This is a genomic window from Streptomyces sp. NPDC059255 (assembly GCF_042752355.1).
Classification (GTDB): Bacteria; Actinomycetota; Actinomycetes; order Streptomycetales; family Streptomycetaceae; genus Streptomyces.
Genome location: NZ_JBHYZP010000006.1, coordinates 16,277 through 37,310, shown reverse-complemented (window position 1 = coordinate 37,310; position 21,034 = coordinate 16,277). Strand labels below are relative to the sequence as shown.

At 71.0% G+C, this 21,034-nt stretch carries 22 protein-coding genes; 8 read left to right on the top strand and 14 right to left on the bottom strand.

Annotation, left to right across the window (positions count from 1 at the left end; translation table 11 throughout):
* Positions 1-244: 244 nt before the first annotated feature.
* On the top strand, positions 245-448 hold the full coding sequence (locus ACFXKG_RS10505; RefSeq protein ID WP_365814426.1) for a cold-shock protein: 204 nt from the start codon (positions 245-247) through the stop codon (positions 446-448).
* 205 nt (positions 449-653) lie between these two features.
* On the opposite strand, the gene ACFXKG_RS10500 is transcribed toward ACFXKG_RS10505, so the two are convergent.
* Positions 654-2,813, bottom strand: a complete 2,160-nt coding sequence (locus ACFXKG_RS10500) for an AMP-dependent synthetase/ligase (RefSeq protein WP_384835913.1) — start codon at positions 2,811-2,813, stop codon at positions 654-656.
* A gap of 241 nt (positions 2,814-3,054) precedes the next feature.
* Between ACFXKG_RS10500 and ACFXKG_RS10495 the strand changes: the two genes are divergently transcribed.
* Positions 3,055-3,987, top strand: a complete 933-nt coding sequence (locus tag ACFXKG_RS10495) for a MaoC/PaaZ C-terminal domain-containing protein (RefSeq protein ID WP_384835408.1) — start codon at positions 3,055-3,057, stop codon at positions 3,985-3,987.
* Here ACFXKG_RS10495 and ACFXKG_RS10490 read toward each other — a convergent pair.
* The 3 genes from ACFXKG_RS10490 to ACFXKG_RS10480 form a co-directional block, all read right to left on the bottom strand.
* A complete protein-coding gene (locus tag ACFXKG_RS10490; RefSeq protein WP_384835910.1) occupies positions 3,947-4,645 on the bottom strand; it encodes a TetR/AcrR family transcriptional regulator in 699 nt (232 codons plus the stop codon). The two genes, ACFXKG_RS10495 and ACFXKG_RS10490, sit on opposite strands and share 41 nt — an antisense overlap.
* 210 nt (positions 4,646-4,855) lie before the next feature.
* Positions 4,856-7,186 (bottom strand): FtsX-like permease family protein, encoded by a 2,331-nt coding sequence (locus ACFXKG_RS10485; protein WP_384835405.1) that lies wholly within the window; start codon positions 7,184-7,186, stop codon positions 4,856-4,858.
* Positions 7,183-7,893, bottom strand: coding sequence for an ABC transporter ATP-binding protein (locus tag ACFXKG_RS10480; protein ID WP_384835402.1), 711 nt, complete (start codon positions 7,891-7,893; stop codon positions 7,183-7,185). Before ACFXKG_RS10480 ends, ACFXKG_RS10485 begins: the two co-directional genes overlap by 4 nt.
* 189 nt (positions 7,894-8,082) lie before the next feature.
* Between ACFXKG_RS10480 and ACFXKG_RS10475 the strand changes: the two genes are divergently transcribed.
* On the top strand, positions 8,083-8,946 hold the full coding sequence (locus tag ACFXKG_RS10475; protein WP_384835399.1) for a sensor histidine kinase: 864 nt from the start codon (positions 8,083-8,085) through the stop codon (positions 8,944-8,946).
* Complete coding sequence (locus ACFXKG_RS10470) at positions 8,943-9,710, top strand: response regulator (protein ID WP_384835396.1); 768 nt, start codon at positions 8,943-8,945, stop codon at positions 9,708-9,710. The genes ACFXKG_RS10475 and ACFXKG_RS10470 overlap by 4 nt, the downstream gene beginning before the upstream one ends.
* Positions 9,711-9,728: 18 nt before the next feature.
* Here the strand turns inward: ACFXKG_RS10470 and ACFXKG_RS10465 are convergent, their stop codons facing one another.
* The 5 genes from ACFXKG_RS10465 to ACFXKG_RS10445 all read right to left on the bottom strand — a co-directional run bounded on the left by ACFXKG_RS10465 (position 9,729) and on the right by ACFXKG_RS10445 (position 13,309).
* Positions 9,729-10,037, bottom strand: coding sequence for a DUF4229 domain-containing protein (locus ACFXKG_RS10465; protein WP_382894944.1), 309 nt, complete (start codon positions 10,035-10,037; stop codon positions 9,729-9,731).
* 62 nt (positions 10,038-10,099) lie between these two features.
* Positions 10,100-10,630: a GNAT family N-acetyltransferase gene (locus ACFXKG_RS10460; protein ID WP_384835393.1), complete on the bottom strand. Its 531-nt coding sequence runs from the start codon at positions 10,628-10,630 to the stop codon at positions 10,100-10,102.
* Between the two features lie 13 nt (positions 10,631-10,643).
* A complete protein-coding gene (mqnE, locus tag ACFXKG_RS10455) occupies positions 10,644-11,837 on the bottom strand; it encodes an aminofutalosine synthase MqnE (protein WP_384835390.1) in 1,194 nt (397 codons plus the stop codon).
* A gap of 123 nt (positions 11,838-11,960) precedes the next feature.
* Positions 11,961-12,413, bottom strand: coding sequence for an Lrp/AsnC family transcriptional regulator (locus tag ACFXKG_RS10450; protein WP_382894938.1), 453 nt, complete (start codon positions 12,411-12,413; stop codon positions 11,961-11,963).
* Positions 12,414-12,529: 116 nt separating this feature from the next.
* Positions 12,530-13,309: a UbiX family flavin prenyltransferase gene (locus ACFXKG_RS10445; RefSeq protein WP_384835386.1), complete on the bottom strand. Its 780-nt coding sequence runs from the start codon at positions 13,307-13,309 to the stop codon at positions 12,530-12,532.
* A 130-nt stretch (positions 13,310-13,439) separates the two neighbouring features.
* Here ACFXKG_RS10445 and ACFXKG_RS10440 point away from each other — a divergent pair, with 130 nt between their 5' ends.
* Positions 13,440-14,054 carry a rhomboid family intramembrane serine protease gene (locus ACFXKG_RS10440; RefSeq protein ID WP_384835383.1) on the top strand — a complete coding sequence of 205 codons (615 nt, stop codon included), beginning with the start codon at positions 13,440-13,442 and terminating at the stop codon, positions 14,052-14,054.
* Between the two features lie 42 nt (positions 14,055-14,096).
* On the opposite strand, the gene mqnP is transcribed toward ACFXKG_RS10440, so the two are convergent.
* From mqnP to ACFXKG_RS10415, 5 genes are read right to left on the bottom strand one after another with little or no spacing between them, the layout of a single operon-like run.
* Positions 14,097-14,999: a menaquinone biosynthesis prenyltransferase MqnP gene (gene mqnP / locus ACFXKG_RS10435; protein ID WP_384835380.1), complete on the bottom strand. Its 903-nt coding sequence runs from the start codon at positions 14,997-14,999 to the stop codon at positions 14,097-14,099.
* Positions 14,996-16,447, bottom strand: a complete 1,452-nt coding sequence (locus ACFXKG_RS10430) for a menaquinone biosynthesis decarboxylase (protein ID WP_365814438.1) — start codon at positions 16,445-16,447, stop codon at positions 14,996-14,998. The genes mqnP and ACFXKG_RS10430 overlap by 4 nt, the downstream gene beginning before the upstream one ends.
* A 52-nt stretch (positions 16,448-16,499) precedes the next feature.
* Complete coding sequence (locus ACFXKG_RS10425) at positions 16,500-17,747, bottom strand: RNA-guided endonuclease InsQ/TnpB family protein (protein WP_384835375.1); 1,248 nt, start codon at positions 17,745-17,747, stop codon at positions 16,500-16,502.
* Positions 17,748-17,765: 18 nt separating this feature from the next.
* A complete protein-coding gene (locus ACFXKG_RS10420; RefSeq protein ID WP_384835372.1) occupies positions 17,766-18,116 on the bottom strand; it encodes a hypothetical protein in 351 nt (116 codons plus the stop codon).
* Between the two features lie 52 nt (positions 18,117-18,168).
* A complete protein-coding gene (locus ACFXKG_RS10415) occupies positions 18,169-18,888 on the bottom strand; it encodes a GntR family transcriptional regulator (protein WP_384835369.1) in 720 nt (239 codons plus the stop codon).
* Positions 18,889-18,969: 81 nt separating this feature from the next.
* On the opposite strand from ACFXKG_RS10415, the gene ACFXKG_RS10410 reads away from it, so the two are divergent.
* The 3 genes from ACFXKG_RS10410 (at position 18,970) to ACFXKG_RS10400 (ending at position 20,805) form a co-directional block, all read left to right on the top strand.
* Positions 18,970-19,779 (top strand): class I SAM-dependent methyltransferase, encoded by an 810-nt coding sequence (locus tag ACFXKG_RS10410; protein ID WP_384835366.1) that lies wholly within the window; start codon positions 18,970-18,972, stop codon positions 19,777-19,779.
* A 100-nt stretch (positions 19,780-19,879) separates the two neighbouring features.
* Entirely contained in the window at positions 19,880-20,314 is a 435-nt protein-coding gene (locus ACFXKG_RS10405; RefSeq protein ID WP_384835363.1) for a PLD nuclease N-terminal domain-containing protein, read from the top strand.
* A gap of 5 nt (positions 20,315-20,319) precedes the next feature.
* Positions 20,320-20,805, top strand: a complete 486-nt coding sequence (locus ACFXKG_RS10400) for a nucleoside deaminase (protein WP_384835360.1) — start codon at positions 20,320-20,322, stop codon at positions 20,803-20,805.
* Positions 20,806-21,034 lie beyond the last annotated feature (229 nt).

Here is a 21,034-nt window from a genome sequence, read left to right as displayed (position 1 = left end):
GGGCCGGCGGGAGTGTCGGCGGCCCTCGATTCGTCAGCGCGCCAGGCCCTTATACAAACGTCCGGGTGAAGTGATCTTTCCCTCTACCGCTGCGCACATGCTGCGTGCTAGGCTCGCCGCAAGTTGCAGTTTGGTTTCCCTTGCAGTACAGAGCCTGCGGAGCATGTGACCCGCAGGCTTTTGTAGTTTTCAGACTTCTTTGCAGGTTCTGGAGCAGGGCAACCCTTTGGCCCAAGGAGGGCTTATGGCTACCGGAACCGTCAAGTGGTTCAACGCTGAAAAGGGCTTCGGCTTCATCGCCCAGGACGGCGGCGGCCCGGATGTCTTCGTCCACTATTCCGCGATCAACGCAAGTGGCTTCCGCGCCCTTGAGGAGAACCAGGTAGTGACCTTCGACGTCACGCAGGGTCCGAAGGGCCCGCAGGCGGAGAACGTCACCCCGGCCTAGTTGCCAGGTCCGGCGATCGCGGACGTCTTACACCCAGTAGACGTCTTTACACGCAGTACCCAAGGAGCCCTGCTCCTCCCGCTCAGGCGGGGGGAAGGCGGGGCTCCTGCCTTTTCCCGCGCCTACCCGGCCCGCGGCCCGGAATTCCCGAAGATTTAAATAGAACATCCGTTCACCGAGTGCCCGGTCACCGCTTACAAAGCCTTTACGCGTACAGCTCGGCTATCTCCGCCGCGAAGCCCTCGGCGATCGCCGCGCGCCGCAGCTTCAGCGTGGGGGTGAGATGGCCGGCCTCCTCCGTGAAGTCCACATCGAGGACCCGGAAGCGGCGGATGGACTCGGCGCGCGAGACCAGCCGGTTCGCCTCGTCGATCGCCCGCTGGAGCGCGCCGCGCAGCTCCTTGTCGTGGACGAGGGCGGCGAGCGGAGCGCCCTGCTTCCCCCGCATCAGCCGCCAGTGGGCCAGGCCCTCCGGCTCCAGGGTGATCAGGGCGGCGGCGTACGGACGGTTGTCGCCGACCACCAGGCACTGGCTGACCAGCGGATGGGCGCGGAGCCAGTCCTCCAGCGGCGCCGGGACGATGTTCTTGCCGCTGGACGTGATGATGACGTCCTTCTTGCGCCCGGTGATCGTCAGATAGCCGCCCTCGTCCAGCGCCCCCAGGTCCCCGGTGGCGAACCACCCCTCCGCCGAGCCGGGGCCGGAGTCCGGGCCGGGCTCCAGGACCCGTACGGCCTCACCGCGCCCGGCGTCCCAGTAGCCCGCGAAGACCTGGCCGCCGCGCAGCAGCACCTCCCCGTCGTCCGCGATCCGTACGGACGTCCCCGGCATCGGCCAGCCGACCGTACCCAGCCGGGGCCGGAGCGGCGGGGTGACGGTCGACGCCGCCGTGGTCTCCGTCAGGCCGTACCCCTCGAAGGTCATGACCCCGGCGCCCGAGTAGAACGCCGCCAGCCTGCGCCCCAGCGGGGAGCCGCCGCAGATCACGTACTTCACCCGCCCGCCCAGGGCCCCGCGGATCCGCCGGTAGACCAGCGGCTCGTAGAGCGCCCGCAGGGCCCGCAGCCCGAGGGACGGGCCGGGGCCCTCGCCGTGGCCGGCCGCCTCGACCGCGGCGCCGTACGCCTCGGCGATCCGCGCCGCGCGGTCGAAGGACGCGCCGCGCCCCATCCGCTCCGCCCGGGCGCGGCCGGTGTTGTAGACCTTCTCCAGGACGTACGGGATGGCCAGCAGGAACGTCGGGCGGAACCCCGCGAGGTCCGCGAGCAGGTCCTCGGTCCTGATGGAGGGCGCGTGGCCGAGCCGTACCCGCGCGCGCAGACAGGCGACCGCGACCATCCGGCCGAAGACATGGGAGAGCGGCAGGAAGAGCAGGGTGGAGAGCGTCCCGGACGCGTCGGACGGGGTGGCGGAATCGTGCGGGTCGGACGGGGTGGCGGAGTCGTGCGGGTCGGACAGGTTGGACGGGTCGGAGGAGTCGTGCGGGCTGGACGAGTCGTGCGGGTCCCCGGCGTGGGAGGGGGCGGGCGGTGCGTAACGGGCCTGGCCCGGCGCCTTGAAGACCGGGTGCAGCAGCTCGATCGCGTTGTCCACCTCCGCGAAGAAGTTGCCGTGCGTGAGGACGCACCCCTTCGGGCGTCCCGTGGTCCCCGAGGTGTAGCTGATGGTCGCGACGGAGTCGGGGCCGAGGGCCGCGCGCCGCGCGGTGACCTCGTCGTCCGGGACCTCCCGCCCCGCCGCGCACAGGGTGTCGACAGCGCCCCGTTCGACGGTCCACAGCCGGGTGAGTCCGGGCAGCCGGTCGCGCTCCTGGCCGATCATGCGCGCCTGGATGCCGTCCTCGACGACACAGGCCACGGCGCCCGAGTCCTGGAGGATCCAGCGGGCCTGGAAGGCCGAGGAGGTCGGGTAGATGGGTACGGTGATCAGCCCGGCGGCCCAGGCGGCGAAGTCGAGGAGCGTCCACTCGTAGGTCGTACGGGACATGATCGCGAGCCGGTCGCCGGGGCGCAGCCCCTCCGCGATCAGCCCCTTGGCGACGGCCAGCACCTCACCGGCGAAGGCGGCGGCCGTGACGTCCTGCCACGCCGCGCCGCTGCCGGTCCTGCCTCCGCCGCGCCTGCCGCGCGCCGCTCCCGGCTCCGCGTTCCGGCCGGTCGCGGGCCGCTTACGGCTCAGGACGACCGCGTCCGGCGCCTCACGGGCGTTGTCGAAGGGGATGCCGGCCAGCGAGCCGCGCCGTACGGGCCGCGCGAGCGGCGGTACGGCCACCTCTCTGACGACCCCGTCCTCCCTCACCTTCACCGGCTCGGCCGACGGCTGCGCCGGCGGCGCGGGAAGCGGTGCGGGCGGGGCGGGGCGCATCTCAGCGGGCACGAAGGGGAATCACCTCGACCAGATCCTGACTCTTCAGTAACCTTACGGACAGTCACCTTACTTAATAGTTAAACTATGACCGTCCAGGGAGTCAGGACAATGGCCGATCGCTATCTGCACCTCTCCGGCACAGCACCCGGCCGATTCCTCACCGAAAAACCCGGACTTCCGCGACCGGTGGCCCCGTGCCGGTGGATCCGGGAGACGCCCGAAGGAGCATGTCCCGCCCATGCGTGACAGCTTCGCCCGCACGCTCTCCGCGCCGCCCCGGCTGCTGCCCGCCCTGGTCCGTGGCGTGGTCACCGCGCCCCTCAAGCGCCTGCCGCCGCACGAGGACGCGTCCCTGCCCGGCACCCGGCTCGTCCTCCCTGGCGCCCGGATCGACCCGGGGCGGCTCGCCTCGTACGCCCGGATCTGCGGCTTCCCCCGGGACGGCGCCGTACCGCTCCCGTATCCGCACGTGCTCGGATTCCCGCTCGCCCTGCGGATCATGACGGAGCACCACTTCCCGCTGCCGGTGCTCGGGCTGGTCCACACCTGGATCGAGGTCAGCGGCCGGCGGGCCCTGACGGCCGGCGACCGGCCCGCGCTCACGGTGTACGCGGAGCGGCTGGCGCCGCACCGGCGGGGCACGGAGGTGATCATGGTGACCGAGGCGCGGATCGGTGACGAGCCGGTCTGGATGTCACGCGGCGCCTATCTCGCCCGGCACGGCACGCATACCCCCCATCCCCTTTACGGCGCCCGTCCCTCCCATGGCGCCGCCCCGGCCGACGACGCCCCCGACGCCGCGGCGCTGCTGGCCGCGACGGCGCGGTGGCGGCTGCCGGCCCGGCTCGGGCGGCGCTACGGTGCCGTGTCGGGCGACCGCAACCCGATCCACCTGCACCCGCTGGCGGCGAAACCGTTCGGCTACCCGCGCGCCGTCGCACACGGCATGTGGACGTTCGCCCGCTGTGTGGCGGAGGCGGAGACGGGCCGGGGCGCGCCCCGGGCGGCCCGCGCGCGGGCGGAGTTCCGGGCGCCGGTGCCGCTGCCGGGCACCGTGACCTACGTGTCGAGGTCCTCGCCCTCGGGTGTCGCCTTCGAACTGCGCGACGGCGCCGGGGCGCGCGTCCATGTCACCGGCGAGCTGTCGTCGGCCAGCGCTCGCCGTCCATGAGCCGGCCGAGGCCCATCCAGGAGAAGTTCATCAGCGTGGCCGCGGCCTCCTTGGCCGACACGCCGGGCGTCTCGATGGCCCACCCGGCCAGCGACTCCGCGGCCCCCACCAGGGCCTGCGCCAGCCCGGCCAGATCCCGGTCGGCCAGCTCCCCCGCGCCGTTTTCCGCGCCGCCTCCCGGGTTGCCTCCCGGGTTGCCTCCCGGGTTGCCTCCCGGGCCGCTCTCCCGGCCGGTGGCCGCCTCGCGTGCCGCCGCGCCGATGAGCCCCGCCACGAACGCCACCAGCTCGTCCCGTACCTTCGCCGCCTCCCCCGCGAACGGCTCCCCGTGCGTGCGCGCCTGACGGTGCAGTACGGACCAGCCGTCCGGGTGCTCCGCCGTGTGCGCGAAGAACGCCCCCAGCCCGGAGCGCAGTTGGAGGTCGGCCGACACTCCCGGCTGGACGCCCTCGGTGACGGCTTCGAGCAGCGCGGCGGCCTCGCGGCGGATACAGGAGATGAAAAGCTCCTCCTTGGAGTTCAGATACAGATAGACCAACGGCTTGGACACGCCGGCCACTTCGGCGATGTCGTCCATCGAGGCGGCGCGGTACCCGCGCCGCCCGAAGGTCCGTACGGCGGCGTCCATCATCATCCGCTCCCGCACCGCGCGCGGCATCCGCCTGCCGGACCGCCCGCTCCCGGCGGTCTCCGCGACCTCCGCGGCCTCCGTAGTCCCCACCGCCCCCACGGCTGCCGCGACTTCCGTAGCCCCTGCGGCCCCTGCCGCACCACCCGCAGCCACTCCCGACTCCCTCTTCCCGCCCCCACCAGTTCTGCTTGCCGGGCCCACCCTATGGCTCGTCAGGGGCCCGGCAGCCCGGAGCGGCTACTCGTTGTGCAGCACCCGGGCGATGGTGAGGCGGGCCGCCGACCGCGCCGGGACCAGCGCGCCGAGCACGGCGATCGTGACGCCCGCCAGGGCCAGACCCGTCAACTGCGGTACGTGCCACACGTTCTTCATGGACTCGGGGAACTCGATGATCCCGACGTTGTCCACGACCAGCCGGTGCGCCACGATCCCGAGGGGGACGCCGAGCAGCCCGCCGGCCGCGCCCGGCCCGGCGACCGACGTCACCGTCATCAGCAGCGTCTGGCGGGGCGTCATCCCGATCGACTTGAGCATGCCCAGATCCCGCCGCCGCTCCTGGGTGTTCAGCAGGACAGTGTTGAAGACACCGAGGGCCGCGACGACGGTCAGCAGCACGGTGAAGACCGTCGAGAAGGTGACGACGGCCACGACGGGACCGGCGCTCGCGATACTCAGGGACGGGCGCAGCGCCGGATCGACCGCCTCGACGGCCTTGAGGTAGGACCGGGTGTCGGTGCCGTCGGCGAGCTGGATCGTGTAGCCGAAGACCGGAACGTCCGGGGCCAGTTCGGCCATGGTCCGCCGTCCCGTCTCCATGGACCGGGCGTCGCCGTCGATGAGCCGGCCGGCCACGGTCACGGGCAGCTGCCTGCCGTTCAGGTACAGGGTGGTCCGGTCGCCGACCGCGAGCCCGTTCTGCTTCAGGAACGCCGGCCCCGCCGCGATCTCGCGCGGTCCGTCCGGCCAGTGCCCCTCGACGATCCGGCGGGCGAGGGGCCGGGTGTCCCCCCAGTAGAAGTCGAGGAACGGGGTGGTGCCGACACCCGCGACACGCACTTTGGCAAGCGCGCGGACCGTGATCCGGCCGGTACCGGGCAGCGCGCGCAGCCGCGCCTCGATCCGCCGGTCATCGGGTTTCCGTGCCGCCCCACCCTCCTCGGGATCCCCCGTGTCCTCGGGGTCCCTCATGTCCACGTCGACCCGGTCGGCGCCGTTGCCCCGGGCTCCGCCCGCGTACGCGACCATCGTGCTGGTCAGGCCGGTGGTCAGGGTCACGGTGGTGACCCCGAGGACGATGGCCGCCATGGTCAGCAGCGTCCGGCCCGGCCGGGCGAACGGCTGGCCGAGCCCCAGGCTCACCGGGCGCGGCAGCCGCGTACCGCCGAGCCATCGCTGCACCCGCAGCCCGCGCCCGGTCCGTGGCGCGCTGCCCGCGCTGATCGCCCGCGCGGCGGGCAGCGAGTGCGCGCGCAGCGCGGGCACCAGCGCGGCGAGGACGACGAGCGCGGGCATGGCCGGCAGACAGACGACGGAGAGCCAGGGACTGACGCCGATGGACGCGGTGCCGGTCTCGATCCCGCCGAAGGCCAGCTTCAGGACGGGTCCCGCCAGCACGTTGCCGAGTGCGGTCCCGAGGACGCTGCCGGCGACGGCGGGCACGGACACCATGGTCAGGTAGACGGCGACGACCTGGTTCGGGGTGAAGCCCAGCGCCTTGAGCACGCCGATGTGCCGGTATCCGGAGACCACCGCGCCGCTGACCACGTTCCCGACGATCAGCACCGAGACCAGCAGCCCGAGCACCCCGAAGAGCGTCATGAACGGGAGGTACGCGTCGGCCTGCGCGGAGAAGGTCCGCTTGAGCGTGAGGTAGGACTGCGCGCCGGTCAGCGCCCCGGCGGGCAGCCCCGCCGTGGCGTTGTCCAGCCCGGCCCCGAGCCGCGCGTCGGTCCCGGTGCCCGGTTCCTGGAAGCGGTAGAGCATCTGGGCCGAGGTCGGATGCAGCGCCGCCACCTGCCCGGGGGTCACCCAGCCGCCGGCGGACCTGCTCATGCTCGCCGCGAACCCGACGACGGTGAGGGGCGGGGCCCCGGGCGTCCTCAGCTCGGTCCCCAGCATCTCCGTGTCGGGCGTGCCCTGGACGGGCCATTCGACGACGAGTTCCCCGGGCGCGGTGGCCCAGCGGCCGGTCAGCAGCCTGATCCGGTCCACCGGCCCCGCCGGGTCGGCCCGGCCCACCACGGTGAGCGCCCCGGCGGGCCGGAACAGCCAGCTCTCGGGCAGCTCCAGGACGGCCTGCCCGAACGGCCCGGCGGCCGCGGCGACCCCGGGTCGCCCGGCGGTCCGCGCGAGCTGCGCGTCCGACACCTTCGCGGCGTCGAAGCTCGCCACCGCGTGGGCTCCGCGCTGCTCCGCGAAGGCCCGGTCGAAGGGGGCCGAGGCGGCGTCGAGGACGGCCAGCGCCAGCAGCACGGTCACGGTGGAGCACAGGACGACGAGACCGATGACGAAGGTCTGGAGCCTGCGGCGCCGCACGGCCCCGCGCGAGGCCCGCCACACGGCGCTCATACGGTCGGCTCCAGCGCGCTCGTACGGGCCACCCGGCCGTCGGCCATCTCGACCAGGCGGCTGGCGCAGCGCGTGGCGAGGTGCGGGTCGTGGGTGACGATCAGCAGGGTCTGGCCGATCTGGTTGAGGTCGATCAGCAGGTCCATCACCTGCTCGCCGGAGCGGCTGTCGAGGGCGCCGGTCGGCTCGTCGGCCAGAAGCAGCGCCGGACGGTTCATCAGCGCCCTGGCCACCGAGACGCGCTGGCGCTCGCCGCCGCTGAGGGCGGCCGGATAGCTGTTCCTGCGGTCGGCGACGCCCAGTTCGTCGAGGAGTTCCAGCGCGCGCAGCCGGGCCTGCCGGGCCGGGGTTCCGGTCAGCTGGGCGGCCAGCGCCACGTTGTCGAGCGCCGGCAGGTCGTCGATGAGATTGAAGAACTGGAAGATCATCCCGATGTGCTGCCGCCGGAACAGCGCGAGCCCGGTCTCGTTCAGCTCCGCCAGGTCCTGGCCGTTGACCTCGACCGTGCCCGAGGTGGGGCGGTCGAGGCCCGCGACCAGGTTGAGCAGGGTGGACTTGCCGCAGCCGGAGGGCCCCATCACGGCGACCGCGTCCCCCGCCCGTATCTCCACCGACATCCCGTCCAGGGCTCTGGCCTCGCCGTACTCCTTGCGCACGCCGTCCAGGCGTACGACGATCCGCGGCGGGCCGCCGTCATCAGTTGTCATGGCACGAACCTAGAAGGGGCGTCCGGGCCGGGCGTCACGCGCGGGATGTATCCGGTCCGGCCCGTCATCCCGGCGATGTACGCGGCCCGCCCGGAGGATGACGCGCACGGCGCCGGTCGCTGTGAAGCTGGGGGCGTCGGGGCGTCGGGGACGGGCGGAGGCGGGGTACGGGTGGGGAGTTCGGCGGCGGTGGGATGGCTGGCCGCGGCCCTGGTGGTGGCGTGCGCGGCGGCAGGGTGGCTGGGCGCGCTGCTGGCGCGCGCCCGGCGGGCGCACCGGGCGGCCGTGGAGGAGCGGGGCTGGCTGCTGGAGCGGGAACGGGAGAGCGCGGCGCGCACCGCGGTCGACGCGGAGCGGTCCCGGATCGCGGCGGAGCTGCACGACATCGTCAGCCACAACGTGAGCCTGATGGTCGTTCAGGCCGGGGCCGCCCGCGAGGTGCTGGCCACGCTGCCCGACGAGGCCGCGGCCGCGATGGCCGCCGTCGAGACCGCCGGGCGGGACGCGATGACCGAACTGCGCCATCTGCTCGGCCTGCTGGCCCCCGCGCAGAACGGTGAGGACGCGCCGTACGGTACGGGCTCTTACGGTACGGATCCGTACGGTACGGGCCTGGCACCGCAGCCGAGTCTGCGCCGGCTCAGCCCGCTGATCGACCGGGTCTCCTTCGCCGGGCTGTCCGTGGAGGTACGGATCTCCGGGGAGCCGCGTCCGCTGCCGGCCGGTGTCGACGCCACCGCCTTCCGGATCATCCAGGAGGCGCTGACCAACGCGCTCAAGCACGGGGACGGGGTGAAGGCAGAGGTGACGGTGCGGTACGCGGAGCGCAGCCTGCGGGTCGAGGTGCTGAACAGCGGGCCGAACACGCTCGCCGGCGGCGGCCGCGTCCCCGGTGACCGGCCGGGTCCGGCGGCGCGGCCCGCCGATGGTACGGGCCGCGGGCTGATCGGGCTGCGGGAGCGGGTGGCCGTCTACGGCGGCGACCTGGACGCCCGGCGCCGGCTCGGCGGCGGTTACCGCGTCCGCGCCCGGATCCCGCTGGACCGGCCGTGACGGCGTCGGCCGCGACACCGCCGGCCGGGCGCGGCCCCCGTGTGGTGATCGCCGACGATCAGGAGCTGGTGCGTACCGGCTTCTGTCTGATCCTGCGGGCGCGCGGTATCGAGGTCGTCGGCGAGGCGGGCGACGGGGCCGAGGCGGTGGCGGCGGTGTCCGAACTGCGGCCCGACGTCGTGCTGATGGACATCCGGATGCCCGTGATGGACGGTCTGGAGGCCGCGCGGCGCGTGCTCGCGCGGGCCCCGGAGTGCCGAGTGATCATGCTGACCACGTTCGACCTCGACCACTACGTCTACGCCGCCCTCGCCGCCGGTGCCAGCGGCTTCCTTCTCAAGGACGTCACCCCGGCGCATCTCGCCGCCGCCGTGCGCCTCGTCGACACCGGTGACGCGCTGCTGGCTCCGTCGATCACCCGCCGCCTGGTGGAGCGCTTCGCGTCCGGCGCCCCGGCGCCGGGGTCCCAGGAACCCGGCCATGGCCGCCGAGCGGCCCCGAGCGGCCATGCCCCGGCCGTACACCGTGATCTCGCCGCCCTGACGCCCCGCGAGCACGAGGTGCTGACACTGCTGGGGCGGGGGCTCTCCAACGCCGAACTGGCGCGGGCCCTGACGCTCAGCGAGGCGACGGTGAAGACCCATGTGGCCCGGATCTTCGCCAAGCTGGCCCTGCGTGACCGGGCCCAGGCGGTCGTCCTCGCCTACGAGACGGGACTCGTCGCCCCCGGCGACCACGACCCGCCCTCCTGGGCGGGCGCGTAGGAGCTGTCGCTGCCGCCGCTACGACTGGGACTGGACGGCGGCGCCGTCCTCCTGCGACCGGTTGGCCTCCAGCCGGGCCTTCGCGGTGCCGACCTTGCCGACGATCTGCTCGGACATGGCGTCACGCTGCTTGCGCAGCAGCACGAAGCTGAGCGGCGCCGAGATGACGATCGCGAGCAGCAGCACCCAGATGAAGTTCGAGTCCCCGAGCCCCTTGGGCAGCACGCCGAACTGGACCAGTCCGGCGACGACGACGAAGCTTCCGACGAAGATGCCCAGGCGCATCGCGGTGTACCGGAGGGTGGCGCCTGTCTTCACAGCGGTCACAGCGGGCCTTCTCTCTCTTCCTGGATGTCCGAAAGGCGTACGAACAGTGAAGCACGCGCCGTTCAGTGCCGGTTCAGCGGGAGCAGCATCGTGATGTCGTCGCGGTCGTCGCCCGGGGCGACCCGGATCGCGTCCGGCACCCGGCCGACCTCCTTGTAGCCGCAGGCCGTGTAGAACGCGTCCGCGCCCGTGCCGCCCCGGCAGGTGAGCCGTATCGCCTCGATGCCGTCGACGGAGCGCGCCGCGTCGGCCGCGGCGGCCATGAGGTCGCGGCCGTACCCCCGGCCCTGGTACCGGGGGTGGACCATCACCGTGTAGAGCCAGAGCCAGTGGCGCATCAGCCGGTGGGTGTTGAGGGTGAGGAACGCCACCGCGGCGACGGTGCCCGCCTCGTCGTACCCGACCAGCAGCCGGGTGCGGCCCTCGTCCATCGACGCGAAGTGCCTGACCAGCTCGGGCCGTATGTCCTCGGACGTCACCGGCGGGACGAACCCGACCGCGCCACCGGCGTTGGAGACGTCCGTCCACAGCGCGAGGAGCCCGTCCCGCAGGGCGCGGTCCACCGCGGGATCCAGCTCGAACGCGAGCGCCATCGGAACCCCCGCCTCAGAGCCGCATCGCCTGCGGGGCCTCGCGGCGGTCCGGGTCCGGGCCCGGGTACTCGCGGATGATCTCGTACCGGGTGTTCCGCTCGACGGGGCGGAAGCCCGCGTCACGGATGAGGTCGAGCAGGTCCTCCCGGCCGAGCTTGTTGGGCGTACCGTAGTTGTCCGCGTCGTGCGTGATCTTGTACTCGACGACCGAGCCGTCCATGTCGTCCGCGCCGTGCTGGAGCGCGAGCTGGGCGGTCTGCACGCCGTGCATCACCCAGAAGACCTTGACGTGCGGGACGTTGTCGAAGAGCAGCCGGGAGACCGCGAAGGTCTTCAGCGCCTCGGCCCCCGTCGCCATCGAGGTGCGCGCCTGGAGGCGGTTGCGGATCTTGCCGTCCTTCATGTCCACGAAGTCGTGCTGGTAGCGCAGCGGGATGAAGACCTGGAAGCCGCCGGTCTCGTCCTGGAGCTCACGCAGCCGCAGCACGTGGTCCACCCGGTGCCGGGGCTCCTCGATGTGCCCGTACAGCATCGTGCACGGGGTCTTGAGCCCCTTCTCGTGCGCGAGGCGGTGGATGCGCGACCAGTCCTCCCAGTGCGTCCGATGGTCGACGATGTGCTGCCTGACCTCCCAGTCGAAGATCTCGGCGCCGCCGCCGGTCAGCGACTCCAGGCCGGCCTCGATCAGTTCGTCGAGGATCTCGGAGGCGGAGAGCCCCGAGATCGTCTCGAAGTGGTGGATCTCGGTGGCGGTGAACGCCTTGAGGGAGACCTGCGGAAGGGCTTCCTTCAGCGCGCTGAGCGAGCGGGGGTAATAGCGCCACGGGAGCGTCGGGTGGAGGCCGTTGACGATGTGCAGCTCGGTGAGACTCTCACCCTCCATCGCCTTGGCGAGGCGGACGGCCTCCTCGATGCGCATCGTGTACGCGTCCTTCTCGCCCGGCTTGCGCTGGAACGAGCAGTACGCGCACGACGCGGTGCACACGTTCGTCATGTTGAGGTGCCGGTTGACGTTGAAGTGGACCACGTCACCGTTCTTGCGGGTCCGTACCTCGTGGGCGAGCCCGCCGAGCCAGGCGAGGTCGTCCGACTCGTACAGGGCGATGCCGTCCTCGCGCGTCAGCCGCTCACCGGCCAGGACCTTGGCTTCCAGCTCGCGCTTGAGACCCACATCTTGGACAGATGCAGTCATCAGGCCGCCTCCCATACGTCTACCAATCGGGCCAGACGAGCCTACGCCCCCGGACCGACAGAACCCGAGGCGCCCCTCGGTCAGCCCTGCTCGGTCAGTCCTCGACCAGTCCTCGGTCAGTCCCCGGGCAGTCCTCGATCAGTCCTCGGGCAGTTCGCCCACCCGGTTCTCCCACTTCGTGGAGAGGACGATGGTCGTACGGGTCCGGGAGACGCCCTTGGTGCCGCTCAGCCGCCGGATCGTCTTCTCCAGGCCGTCGACGTCGCTCGCGCGGACCTTGAGCATGAACGAGTCGTCGCCCGCGATGAACCAGCAGTCCTCGATCTCCCCGAGGTCGCGCATCCGGCGCGCCACGTCCTCGTGGTCGGCGGCGTCGGAGAGCGAGATCCCGATCAGCGCGGTGACCCCGAGGCCGAGCGAGGCGGAGTCGACCGTGGCGCGGTAGCCGGTGATGACGCCCGCGGCTTCGAGCCGGTTGATGCGGTCGGTGACGCTGGGCCCGGAGAGCCCGACGAGCCGGCCCAGTTCGGCGTAGGAGGCTCTGCCGTTCTCCCTGAGGGCCTGGATGAGCTGCCGATCCACGGCGTCCATATGCCTGAAACCTTCCATTATTCAGCAATCCCGCAAAGTTATAGAGAGAATCTAAGGCATGAAGAGGTGAAGTCCTGCGAATTTAGCAAATGGTTCAGGAAATGATCAGCCGTGGCTCACCGCACGCGGGGGTCTCCCGGGCTCCCATGACTCCCCGGGCCGCCATGGCCCCCATGTCCTCCCGAGCCCCCCGGGCCTCCCAGCTCCCCCTCCCAGCGGCGGTACAGCCCGTGCGCCACCCCCGCCGCGTCCAGCACCCGCCCCGCGACGAAGTCGACCAGGTCCTGGATGTGGGTCGCGCCCGCGTAGAACGCCGGGGAGGCGGGCAGCACCACGGCGCCCGCCCGGTCCAGCGTCACCAGGTGCTCCAGCGTCTGCCCGTTCAGCGGCGTCTCCCGTACGGTGACGACCAGCCTCCGGCGCTCCTTCAGCGTCACGCTCGCCGCGCGCTGGAGCAGGTCCTTCGAGAGCCCGAGCGCCACCCCGGCCACGCACGCCGTGGACGCGGGGACGATCAGCATCCCCTTCGACGCGTACGACCCGGAGGACGGCCCGGCGGCCAGGTCCCCGGCGGCCCAGTACCGCACGTCCGAGAGGTCGGGCGCCGACCCGCCGGTGAAGGTGTCCGGCTTGCCGTCGGCGCCGCGCGCCAGCCAGGCGGCCAGGTCCTCCCGCCAGTGCGCGTCCCGGAAGCCGGTGCCCGTCTCGTCGAGCAGGGTCAGCCGGGACGCCCTGCTGACGACGAGGTCGACGCTCTCACCGGCCGCCAGCAGCCCGCGCAGCACGGCGGCGGCGTACGGCGTCCCGGACGCGCCGGAGATCCCGACGACCCAGGGCCGCCTCGGCCGCTCCGTCGGGTGCGGGGGGCGGTGGTCTGCGTACGATCCGGGCTTCACGGCACCGAGCCTATCCGGCGGGCCCGGCCGGGAACCGGGGGCCGGGTCCCGGACGTTCTCCGCACAACGGAACAGACGTTCTCCGCACAACGGAACACATGGATCACCGTGGACCACAGGGGGGCCTGCGATGCCGTACTCGCCCGTCGACCCGACCACATCGACCCCGCGCACCCGCACCGACCGGGTGAAGGGCGCGGCCGCTCTCATGGCCGGCTGGGTCGCGCTGCTCTGGGTCCTGGAGGCCTTCAACAGCGCGACGGGCTCGCTGAGTACGTACGGGCTGAGCCCGCGCGAGTTCGGCGAGCTGCGGGACGTCATCCCGATGGCGTTCCTGCACCACGGCTTCGACCACCTCGCGTCCAACACCGTGCCGCTGCTGATCCTCGGCTTCCTCGCCGCGCTGAACGGGCTGCGCCGGTTCGCCGCCGTGGTGCTGACGATCATGCTCGTCGGCGGTCTCGGCGTCTGGCTCACCGCCGCCGACCACTCCGTCACGGCGGGCGCCTCGGGCGTGGTCTTCGGCCTGCTCGGCTATCTGCTGGTCCGCGGCTTCGTGGACCGCAGCGCGGTGGACATGGTGACGGGGCTGCTGGTGCTGGCGGTCTACGGCTCGGCGCTCTGGGGCGTCCTGCCGACCAACCCGGCGGTGAGCTGGCAAGGCCATCTCTTCGGGCTGATAGGCGGCGTCATGGCCGCCTTCATGTTCCGCAGGAAGCCGCCCATGAACGAACTCATAGGCTGAGGCATCGCGGGCCGAGGCGGCTCAGGGCCGCCCCGGGGCCCGTCACAGGGTGAGGCCGCGCACCAGCAGATCCAGCAGCGCGCACACGAACAGGGCGATCCCGATGAACCCGTTCACGGAGAAGAACGCCCGGTTCAGGCGCGACAGGTCGTGCGGCTTCACGATCGTGTGCTCGTAGAGGAAGGCACCCACGACGATCACCAGCCCGGTCCAGAAGAACACCCCGGCGCCGGTGGCCAGCGCGTACCAGACCAGCAGCACCGTCGTCACCACATGGGACGCGCGCGCCCCGTACAGCGCCGCCGGGACACCGAAGCGCGCCGGTACGGACAGCACCCCGTGCGCCCGGTCCGCCTGCACGTCCTGGCAGGCGAAGATCAGGTCGAAGCCGCCGATCCAGATCCCCACCGCCAGGCCCAGGATCACCGCCTCCCACGACCAGCTCCCGGTGACCGCGAGCCAGGCGCCGACCGGGCCCATGGCCTGGGCGACCCCGAGAATGGCGTGCGGGAAATTGGTGAACCGCTTCCCGTACGGATAGACCACCATCGGGATCACGGCGATCGGCGCGAGCGCCAGACAGAGCGGATTGAGCGCCGCCGCCGCCCCGAGGAATATGACGACGGCGATCAGCGCGCCCGTCCACGCGGAGCGCACGGAGACGGCGCCCGTCACCAGCTCGCGCCCCGCCGTGCGCGGATTGCGCGCGTCGATCTCCCGGTCGATGATCCGGTTGCACGCCATCGCGAACGTACGGAGCCCGACCATCGCGACCGTGACCAGCAGCAGCCGGCCCCAGTGGACGTTGCCGTCGAGCTGGAACATCGCGGTCAGCGCGGCGATGTAGGCGAAGGGCAGCGCGAAGACCGAGTGCTCGATCATCACCAGCCGCAGGAACGCCTTCGTCCGGCCCGGCTGCGGTACTGCCGCCGCTGCGCTGGTCACAGCCCGTACTCCCTCCACCGGCGGTCGACTTTCGCCGCCGTCTCCGGGTCGGACTCGACCATCTCCGGCCAGCCGCCGTCCCGGGTGTACCCCTCCTCGGGGAGCTTGCGCGTCGCGTCGATCCCCGCCTTGCCGCCCCAGAACTGCTGGTACGACGCGTGGTCGAGATGATCGACCGGGCCCTCCACGACGGTGAGGTCGCGCGCGTAGTCGGTGTTGCCCAGCGCCCGCCAGGACACCTCGTGCAGATCGTGCACATCGCAGTCCGCGTCGACGACCACGATCAGCTTGGTCAGCGACATCATGTGCGCGCCCCAGATCGCGTGCATCACCTTCTGGGCGTGCTTGGGGTACTTCTTGTCGATCGAAACGATCGCACAGTTGTGGAACCCGCCCGACTCGGGCAGGTGATAGTCCACGATGTCCGGCACGATGATCTTCAGCAGCGGCAGGAAGAACCGTTCCGTCGCGCGCCCCAGCGGCCCGTCCTCCGTCGGCGGGCGGCCGACCACGATCGACTGGAGCAGCGGCCGCTCCCGCATCGTCACACAGTCGATGGTGAGCGCGGGGAACTCCTCCTGCGGGGTGTAGAAGCCGGTGTGGTCCCCGAACGGGCCCTCCGGCAGCGTCTTCCCGGGCTCCAGCCACCCCTCCAGGACCACCTCGGCGTTGGCCGGGACCTGGAGCGGCACGGTCTTGCAGTCGACCATCTCGATCCGCTGCCCCTGCACGAACCCCGCGAACAGGTACTCGTCGATGTCGCCGGGCAGCGGCGCGGTCGAGGCGTATGTCACGGCCGGCGGGCAGCCGAACGCGATCGCGACCGGCAGCCGCTCCCCGCGCTTGGCCGCCACCTGGTAGTGGTTCCGGCTGTCCTTGTGGATCTGCCAGTGCATCCCGATCGTGCGCCGGTCGTGGCGCTGGAGCCGGTAGAGCCCGAGATTGCGGACACCGGTCTCCGGGTGCTTGGTGTGCGTCAACCCGAGGTTGAAGAAGGCCCCGCCGTCCTGGGGCCAGGTGAACAGCGCGGGCAACTGGTCGAGATCGACGTCGTCACCCGTGAGGACGACATCCTGGACGGGCGCGTGCTTGATCTTCTTCGGCGGGACATGGGTCATCGCGCCGAGCTTCCCGAAAGCCTCGCGCACCCCGACGAAGCCCTGCGGCAGTTCGGGCTTGAGGAGTCCGCCGATCTTGTCGCTGATGTCGCTGTACGAGGTGAGCCCGAGCGCCTTGAGCAGGCGGCGGTCCGTCCCGTACACGTTCATCGCCAGCGGCATGGACGAGCCGCGCACGTTCTCGAAGAGCAGCGCGGGCCCGCCGGCCTTGTTCACCCGGTCCACGATCTCCCCGACTTCCAGATGCGGGTCGACTTCGGTCTTGACGCGCTTGAGGTCGCCGTCGCGCTCCAGCGCCCGGAGGAGCGAGCGAAGATCGTCGTAAGCCATACGCTCCAGTGTGGCATCCTCCCCGGCGGGATACGCCCGGGGCTTCCCCGTCTCAGTCTGCGGCTGAGACAGTCGCGCACCGGTAGCCCGGTGGCCCGGTTGACGCTTCACAGCCCCGGCCGACGCCTGGAGGGCTCCACGTCCTGTAACCGCCATGCCCGGCGGCCAGAGTGTTCTTCGCGCCGACGAGATCGGCATGCTCGGTATGAGCGCATCGGGTACACGCGAATTCGGCTTGGTTCTTGCGCGAGTCCGCATCCACATGTCCGCACTTCGGGCATGTCTGCGAGGTGTAAGCGGGGTTGACCTTGCGAATGCGGGTGCCGGTGGTCCGGGCCACGCTGTGCAGAGCCGTCTCCAGGCCGTACCAGCCCTTGTTGCGGATCGCACGGTTCAGACCGGTCTTCTGCGCCACCATGCGGCCCGGTCGGCTTACGGTTCCTTTTGCGGAAGCTGTCATGCCTTTGATGTTCAGATCTTCCAGCACGACCAACGCATTCCCGTGGACGAGTTCGCGTGCCGTACGGTGCTGAAAGTCGGCGCGTCTGCGACGTACCCGCCGCATGACCACTGTCATGGCCGCCCGCAGCCGTCGACGTCTGTTGGACCCTTTCCGGGATCGCGCCAGTCGTCGCTGAAGGCGCATGTAGCGCTCCGCCTCACCGGTACTGAGGAATTCACGGTCGAAAAATCCTGTACCGGTCTCCGGATCCGCCTCCGAGGTGACAACAGCCGTGACCACGCCCCGGTCCAGGCCGATCCGGCCTCGCGCCAGCGAGACCGTCCGGACTTTCTCCGGTGTGTCCACCAGGAATGAGAGCTGCCATCGACTTCCATCCCGGCGGAACGTGACCGACCGGATTGTCCCGCCAAGTGGACGCGCAAGCCGAAACCGGACCCATCCGAGCTTGGGCAACTTCACACGCGCCCACTTCCGCGACAGCTTCTCCACTCGAAGATGCTTTCCGTCGGGGAACCGCATCGATGGGGACCACTTTCCTTTCGACCTCCAACGAACCTTCCTTACGCCGTGCGTGCGGCACGCCTTGTCCAGATCCATCAGCGTCTGCTGCAACGAATGAGCCGGAGCCTCACGCAGCCAAGCGAACTCCGGGACTTTCTTCGCCTCGGCCAGTTGCCGGGCCTGCTCTTCGTAGCTGATCCGGCCACCCCGACGCCCATACTCACGCCGCTGTTCGAGCGCGGTGTTCCAGACGGATCGACACGCGCCCGTATACCGTTCAACCTCCTGCAACTGAAAGTCCGTCGGTTCAGCCCGGTACACGCGCCCCTCGAACATTTCCCCGCCCCTCTGGCGTCAGCGTTCGACCGTGCCCTGAGGCAGCCGGGCACCTCGGCTCTCGGCAATCCTCAGAACGTCCGTCAGGCACTCGGACAGCCGCGTCGCGACGAAGCGCAGTTGGCGCGATGTCGTGCGCTGGTCCGTGATGAGCGACCTCGCACACCGCAACACCTCAGCCCCCGTGTCCAACTGCACCGATTCCATCCGGTCGGCGAGGCGTGAGACGTAGCCATCACCACTCGCGCTCATCAGGTAACACGGCCGACCGTCGTCCCTCGTCCACGGCAGCAGCCGAGCATGACTAACCGGATCGGACTGTTCCGCATCGCCGAAATCCCCACCGTCGCCACGTTCCGTATTCGCCATGCGACACATATTGGACCGGTTGACCGGTCCAATCAAGAGGTCTGCGTCACCATCACCCCATCGGGTAGATGTCGACCTGTTCCCACAAGTGAGCCGGTGTCACTCCGTCCTCACAGACCAGAGCTGCTCCCTCGCGGCCATACGCGACATGGAGGACAGCCACGACCGTTGCCGGGAGCGAGAGACCGAGCAATTCGGCCTCTTCCGCATCGGCCGTCCTTACCGAGGCGACATCTTTCCCCTCCACCGGGGACCTGCCGAGCATGCGGGTGATGTAGTGCGTGGTCCCCTCGATGATCGGCCCGCTCTGCGCAAGTTTGGGGCAACGATCCGCCACTGCTTCCGGAAACCAGGCCGTGACCAGGGAATACGGCGCGCCGTCCGCCAGCAGCATCAGCCGGGCACGCCGCAGTGCGGCTTGCCCCTCCACCAGGCCCAGCGCGCCCACGACATGACGCGGGGGACGTTCCCTACGGGGCGTACCCAGCCTGCGGAAGGGGCCGCCCTTCTCCAGACGCGATGTGCCCACGCCCCTCCGCCCGGCAGGGCGGGCGACCGGGCCTTCCGCGACCGTGAAACCCGACCCCTGCCGTGCGACAACGAGACCGCCGTTGCGCAGCACGTCCATCGCCTTGATGACTGTCGCGCGCGACACGGACCACTGCTCGCACAGATCCCGCCCCGACGGCAGGTGATCTCCGGGACCGAACTCACCGTCCGCGATCCTGGCGCGTAGGGAGTCGGCGATCTGCTCGTATTTGAGAAGCGGCACAATTCCTCCTGGTGACTGGACAGGTCAACCGGCTAAATTACCGGCGGCCGGACCTGCAGTCCAAGGCCGTGAGGGAGACAGATGACAACGCCACGGGTTCCACCAGCGATCATCGCGTTCTACACATCGACCATCAACGAGTCCGAACGCCTGACCAGTTCGGCCGACGGCGCCCTGGAACTCCTCAGGACGCAGGAACTCCTTCGGCGCCACGCGCCGACCGCGCCGGCGGCGGTCCTCGATGTCGGAGGTGGCCCCGGCACCCACGCGCGCTGGCTGGTCGCGGACGGCTACCGCGTCCACCTCGTGGATCCCGTCGAACGGCACCTCGCGGACGCGATCGGCGCGGGGTGCACGGTCGAGCTGGGGGACGCCAGATCGCTTACCGCCGAGGACGCCTCGTACGACGTGGTCCTGATGCTCGGCCCGCTCTACCACCTCACGGACGCGTCCGACCGGCGCACGGCGCTGGCCGAGGCATACCGAGTGGTCCGACCCGGTGGCCTGATCGCAGCGGCGGCGATCAACAGATATGCCTCCCTGTTCGAGCACAGCGCGCTGGCCCATCTCGACAAGCCTGACCTTCAGAAAGGCATCGCCGCCATCCTGGCCACAGGTGCGCACAACGGCAGGAAGGGTTTCACCGAGGCCTACTTCCACACCGGCGAACAACTCGACGGTGAGCTGCGCGCCGCCGGGTTCAGGCACACCGCTGTGTATGGCATCGAAGGTCCTGCCTGGGCGCTGCTGAAGGCGACCGAGCACCACACCGGCGAGTCCCTGCGCGACTCACGCATGTTCGCCTCCGCTCTCGCCGCCTCACGCATGGCCGAGCCCTATCCCGAGCTCCTTGCCGCAAGCTCGCACCTACTGGCCGTCGGGCGACGCTGATCATCCACAGGAAGCCACTCGCCCGATGCGCACTCGGTACGCTGGACTTGTCACGGGGGCCGCGATCCGGTCTCGAACTCCACTTACCAGGGGGAGCTCCATGCTTCGGGTGCTGATGATTCTGGTGCCGCTGGCTCTCAGCATCTACGCGTTCATCGACTGCATCACCACCGAGGAGAAGGAGATCCGGTATCTCCCGAAGCCCGTCTGGGCGATCCTGGTGCTGCTCTTCCCGCTGGTCGGGTCCATTTCCTGGCTGATCGTGGGGCGCGAGCGGACGCCTAAGGCGCGGGGCGGCGGCTGGGTGGCGCCGGACGACAACCCGGACTTCCTGAACTCCCTCAAGGACAAGAAGCACGACGACGAGGGCGCCGGTGCCGGCGACGCCGCCCAGGGCGGGGCCGCCAAGGCGCCCGAGGACGACGACTCCGCGCACCTTGAGCGGTGGGAGGCGGATCTGCGCCGCCGCGAGGAGGAGATCGAGCGGCGCGAGAAGGGCGGCGGCAGCGCCGACGACACCCCGCCGAAGTCCTGACGGCCGTGACGGGACCGGACACGGCGCGGGCGCACGAGTGGCTGGCGACCGCCGTCGCCGAAGCACGCGCCGGGCTGGCCGAGGGCGGCATCCCGATCGGCGCGGCGCTGTACGGCGCGGACGGGACCCTGCTCGGCCGGGGCCACAACCGCCGCGTACAGGACGGCGATCCGTCGCTGCACGCCGAGACGGCCGCGTTCCGCGCGGCGGGGCGGCAGCGCTCGTACCGGGGCACGACGATGGTGACGACGCTCTCGCCGTGCTGGTACTGCAGCGGGCTGGTACGGCAGTTCGGGATCTCGCGCGTGGTGATCGGCGAGGCGGAGACCTTCCACGGCGGCCATGACTGGCTCGCGGAGCACGGCGTGGAGATCGTGCTGCTCGACGCGGCGGAGTGCGTGGCGCTGATGCGGGAGTTCATCGCGCGGAGCCCGGAGCTGTGGCACGAAGACATCGGCGAGGACATCGGCCAGGACATCGGCGAGGGCTGAGACCCCGGTGACGGCCGAGACCTCCGGCGGAAGCCTGAGACCACCGACGGAAGCCTCTGAGACCGCCGACGAAGCCGGAGACCGTCGTACGACATGGAGGCGCCCCGCGCGGAAGTGATCCGCGCGGGGGGCCGCGGGCCGGTTTTTGGCGGCGGGCGCCCCCCGGGCCCCCCCACGACGAGAGGGAGGGTTTCGATGGACGCGCTGTACACCGCTGTGGCGACCGCCA

What these genes read in the sequence shown, in the direction of transcription:
- ACFXKG_RS10505 (WP_365814426.1), top strand. Translation starts at nt 245, where the DNA reads ATGGCTACCGGAACCGTCAAGTGGTTCAACGCTGAAAAGGGCTTCGGC.
- ACFXKG_RS10500 (WP_384835913.1), bottom strand. Translation starts at nt 2,813, where the DNA reads ATGCGCCCCGCCCCGCCCGCACCGCTTCCCGCGCCGCCGGCGCAGCCG.
- ACFXKG_RS10495 (WP_384835408.1), top strand. Translation starts at nt 3,055, where the DNA reads ATGCGTGACAGCTTCGCCCGCACGCTCTCCGCGCCGCCCCGGCTGCTG.
- ACFXKG_RS10490 (WP_384835910.1), bottom strand. Translation starts at nt 4,645, where the DNA reads ATGCCGCGCGCGGTGCGGGAGCGGATGATGATGGACGCCGCCGTACGG.
- ACFXKG_RS10485 (WP_384835405.1), bottom strand. Translation starts at nt 7,186, where the DNA reads ATGAGCGCCGTGTGGCGGGCCTCGCGCGGGGCCGTGCGGCGCCGCAGG.
- ACFXKG_RS10480 (WP_384835402.1), bottom strand. Translation starts at nt 7,893, where the DNA reads ATGACAACTGATGACGGCGGCCCGCCGCGGATCGTCGTACGCCTGGAC.
- ACFXKG_RS10460 (WP_384835393.1), bottom strand. Translation starts at nt 10,630, where the DNA reads ATGGCGCTCGCGTTCGAGCTGGATCCCGCGGTGGACCGCGCCCTGCGG.
- mqnE (WP_384835390.1), bottom strand. Translation starts at nt 11,837, where the DNA reads ATGGGAGGCGGCCTGATGACTGCATCTGTCCAAGATGTGGGTCTCAAG.
- ACFXKG_RS10450 (WP_382894938.1), bottom strand. Translation starts at nt 12,413, where the DNA reads ATGGACGCCGTGGATCGGCAGCTCATCCAGGCCCTCAGGGAGAACGGC.
- ACFXKG_RS10440 (WP_384835383.1), top strand. Translation starts at nt 13,440, where the DNA reads ATGCCGTACTCGCCCGTCGACCCGACCACATCGACCCCGCGCACCCGC.
- ACFXKG_RS10430 (WP_365814438.1), bottom strand. Translation starts at nt 16,447, where the DNA reads ATGGCTTACGACGATCTTCGCTCGCTCCTCCGGGCGCTGGAGCGCGAC.
- ACFXKG_RS10425 (WP_384835375.1), bottom strand. Translation starts at nt 17,747, where the DNA reads ATGTTCGAGGGGCGCGTGTACCGGGCTGAACCGACGGACTTTCAGTTG.
- ACFXKG_RS10420 (WP_384835372.1), bottom strand. Translation starts at nt 18,116, where the DNA reads ATGGCGAATACGGAACGTGGCGACGGTGGGGATTTCGGCGATGCGGAA.
- ACFXKG_RS10410 (WP_384835366.1), top strand. Translation starts at nt 18,970, where the DNA reads ATGACAACGCCACGGGTTCCACCAGCGATCATCGCGTTCTACACATCG.
- ACFXKG_RS10405 (WP_384835363.1), top strand. Translation starts at nt 19,880, where the DNA reads ATGCTTCGGGTGCTGATGATTCTGGTGCCGCTGGCTCTCAGCATCTAC.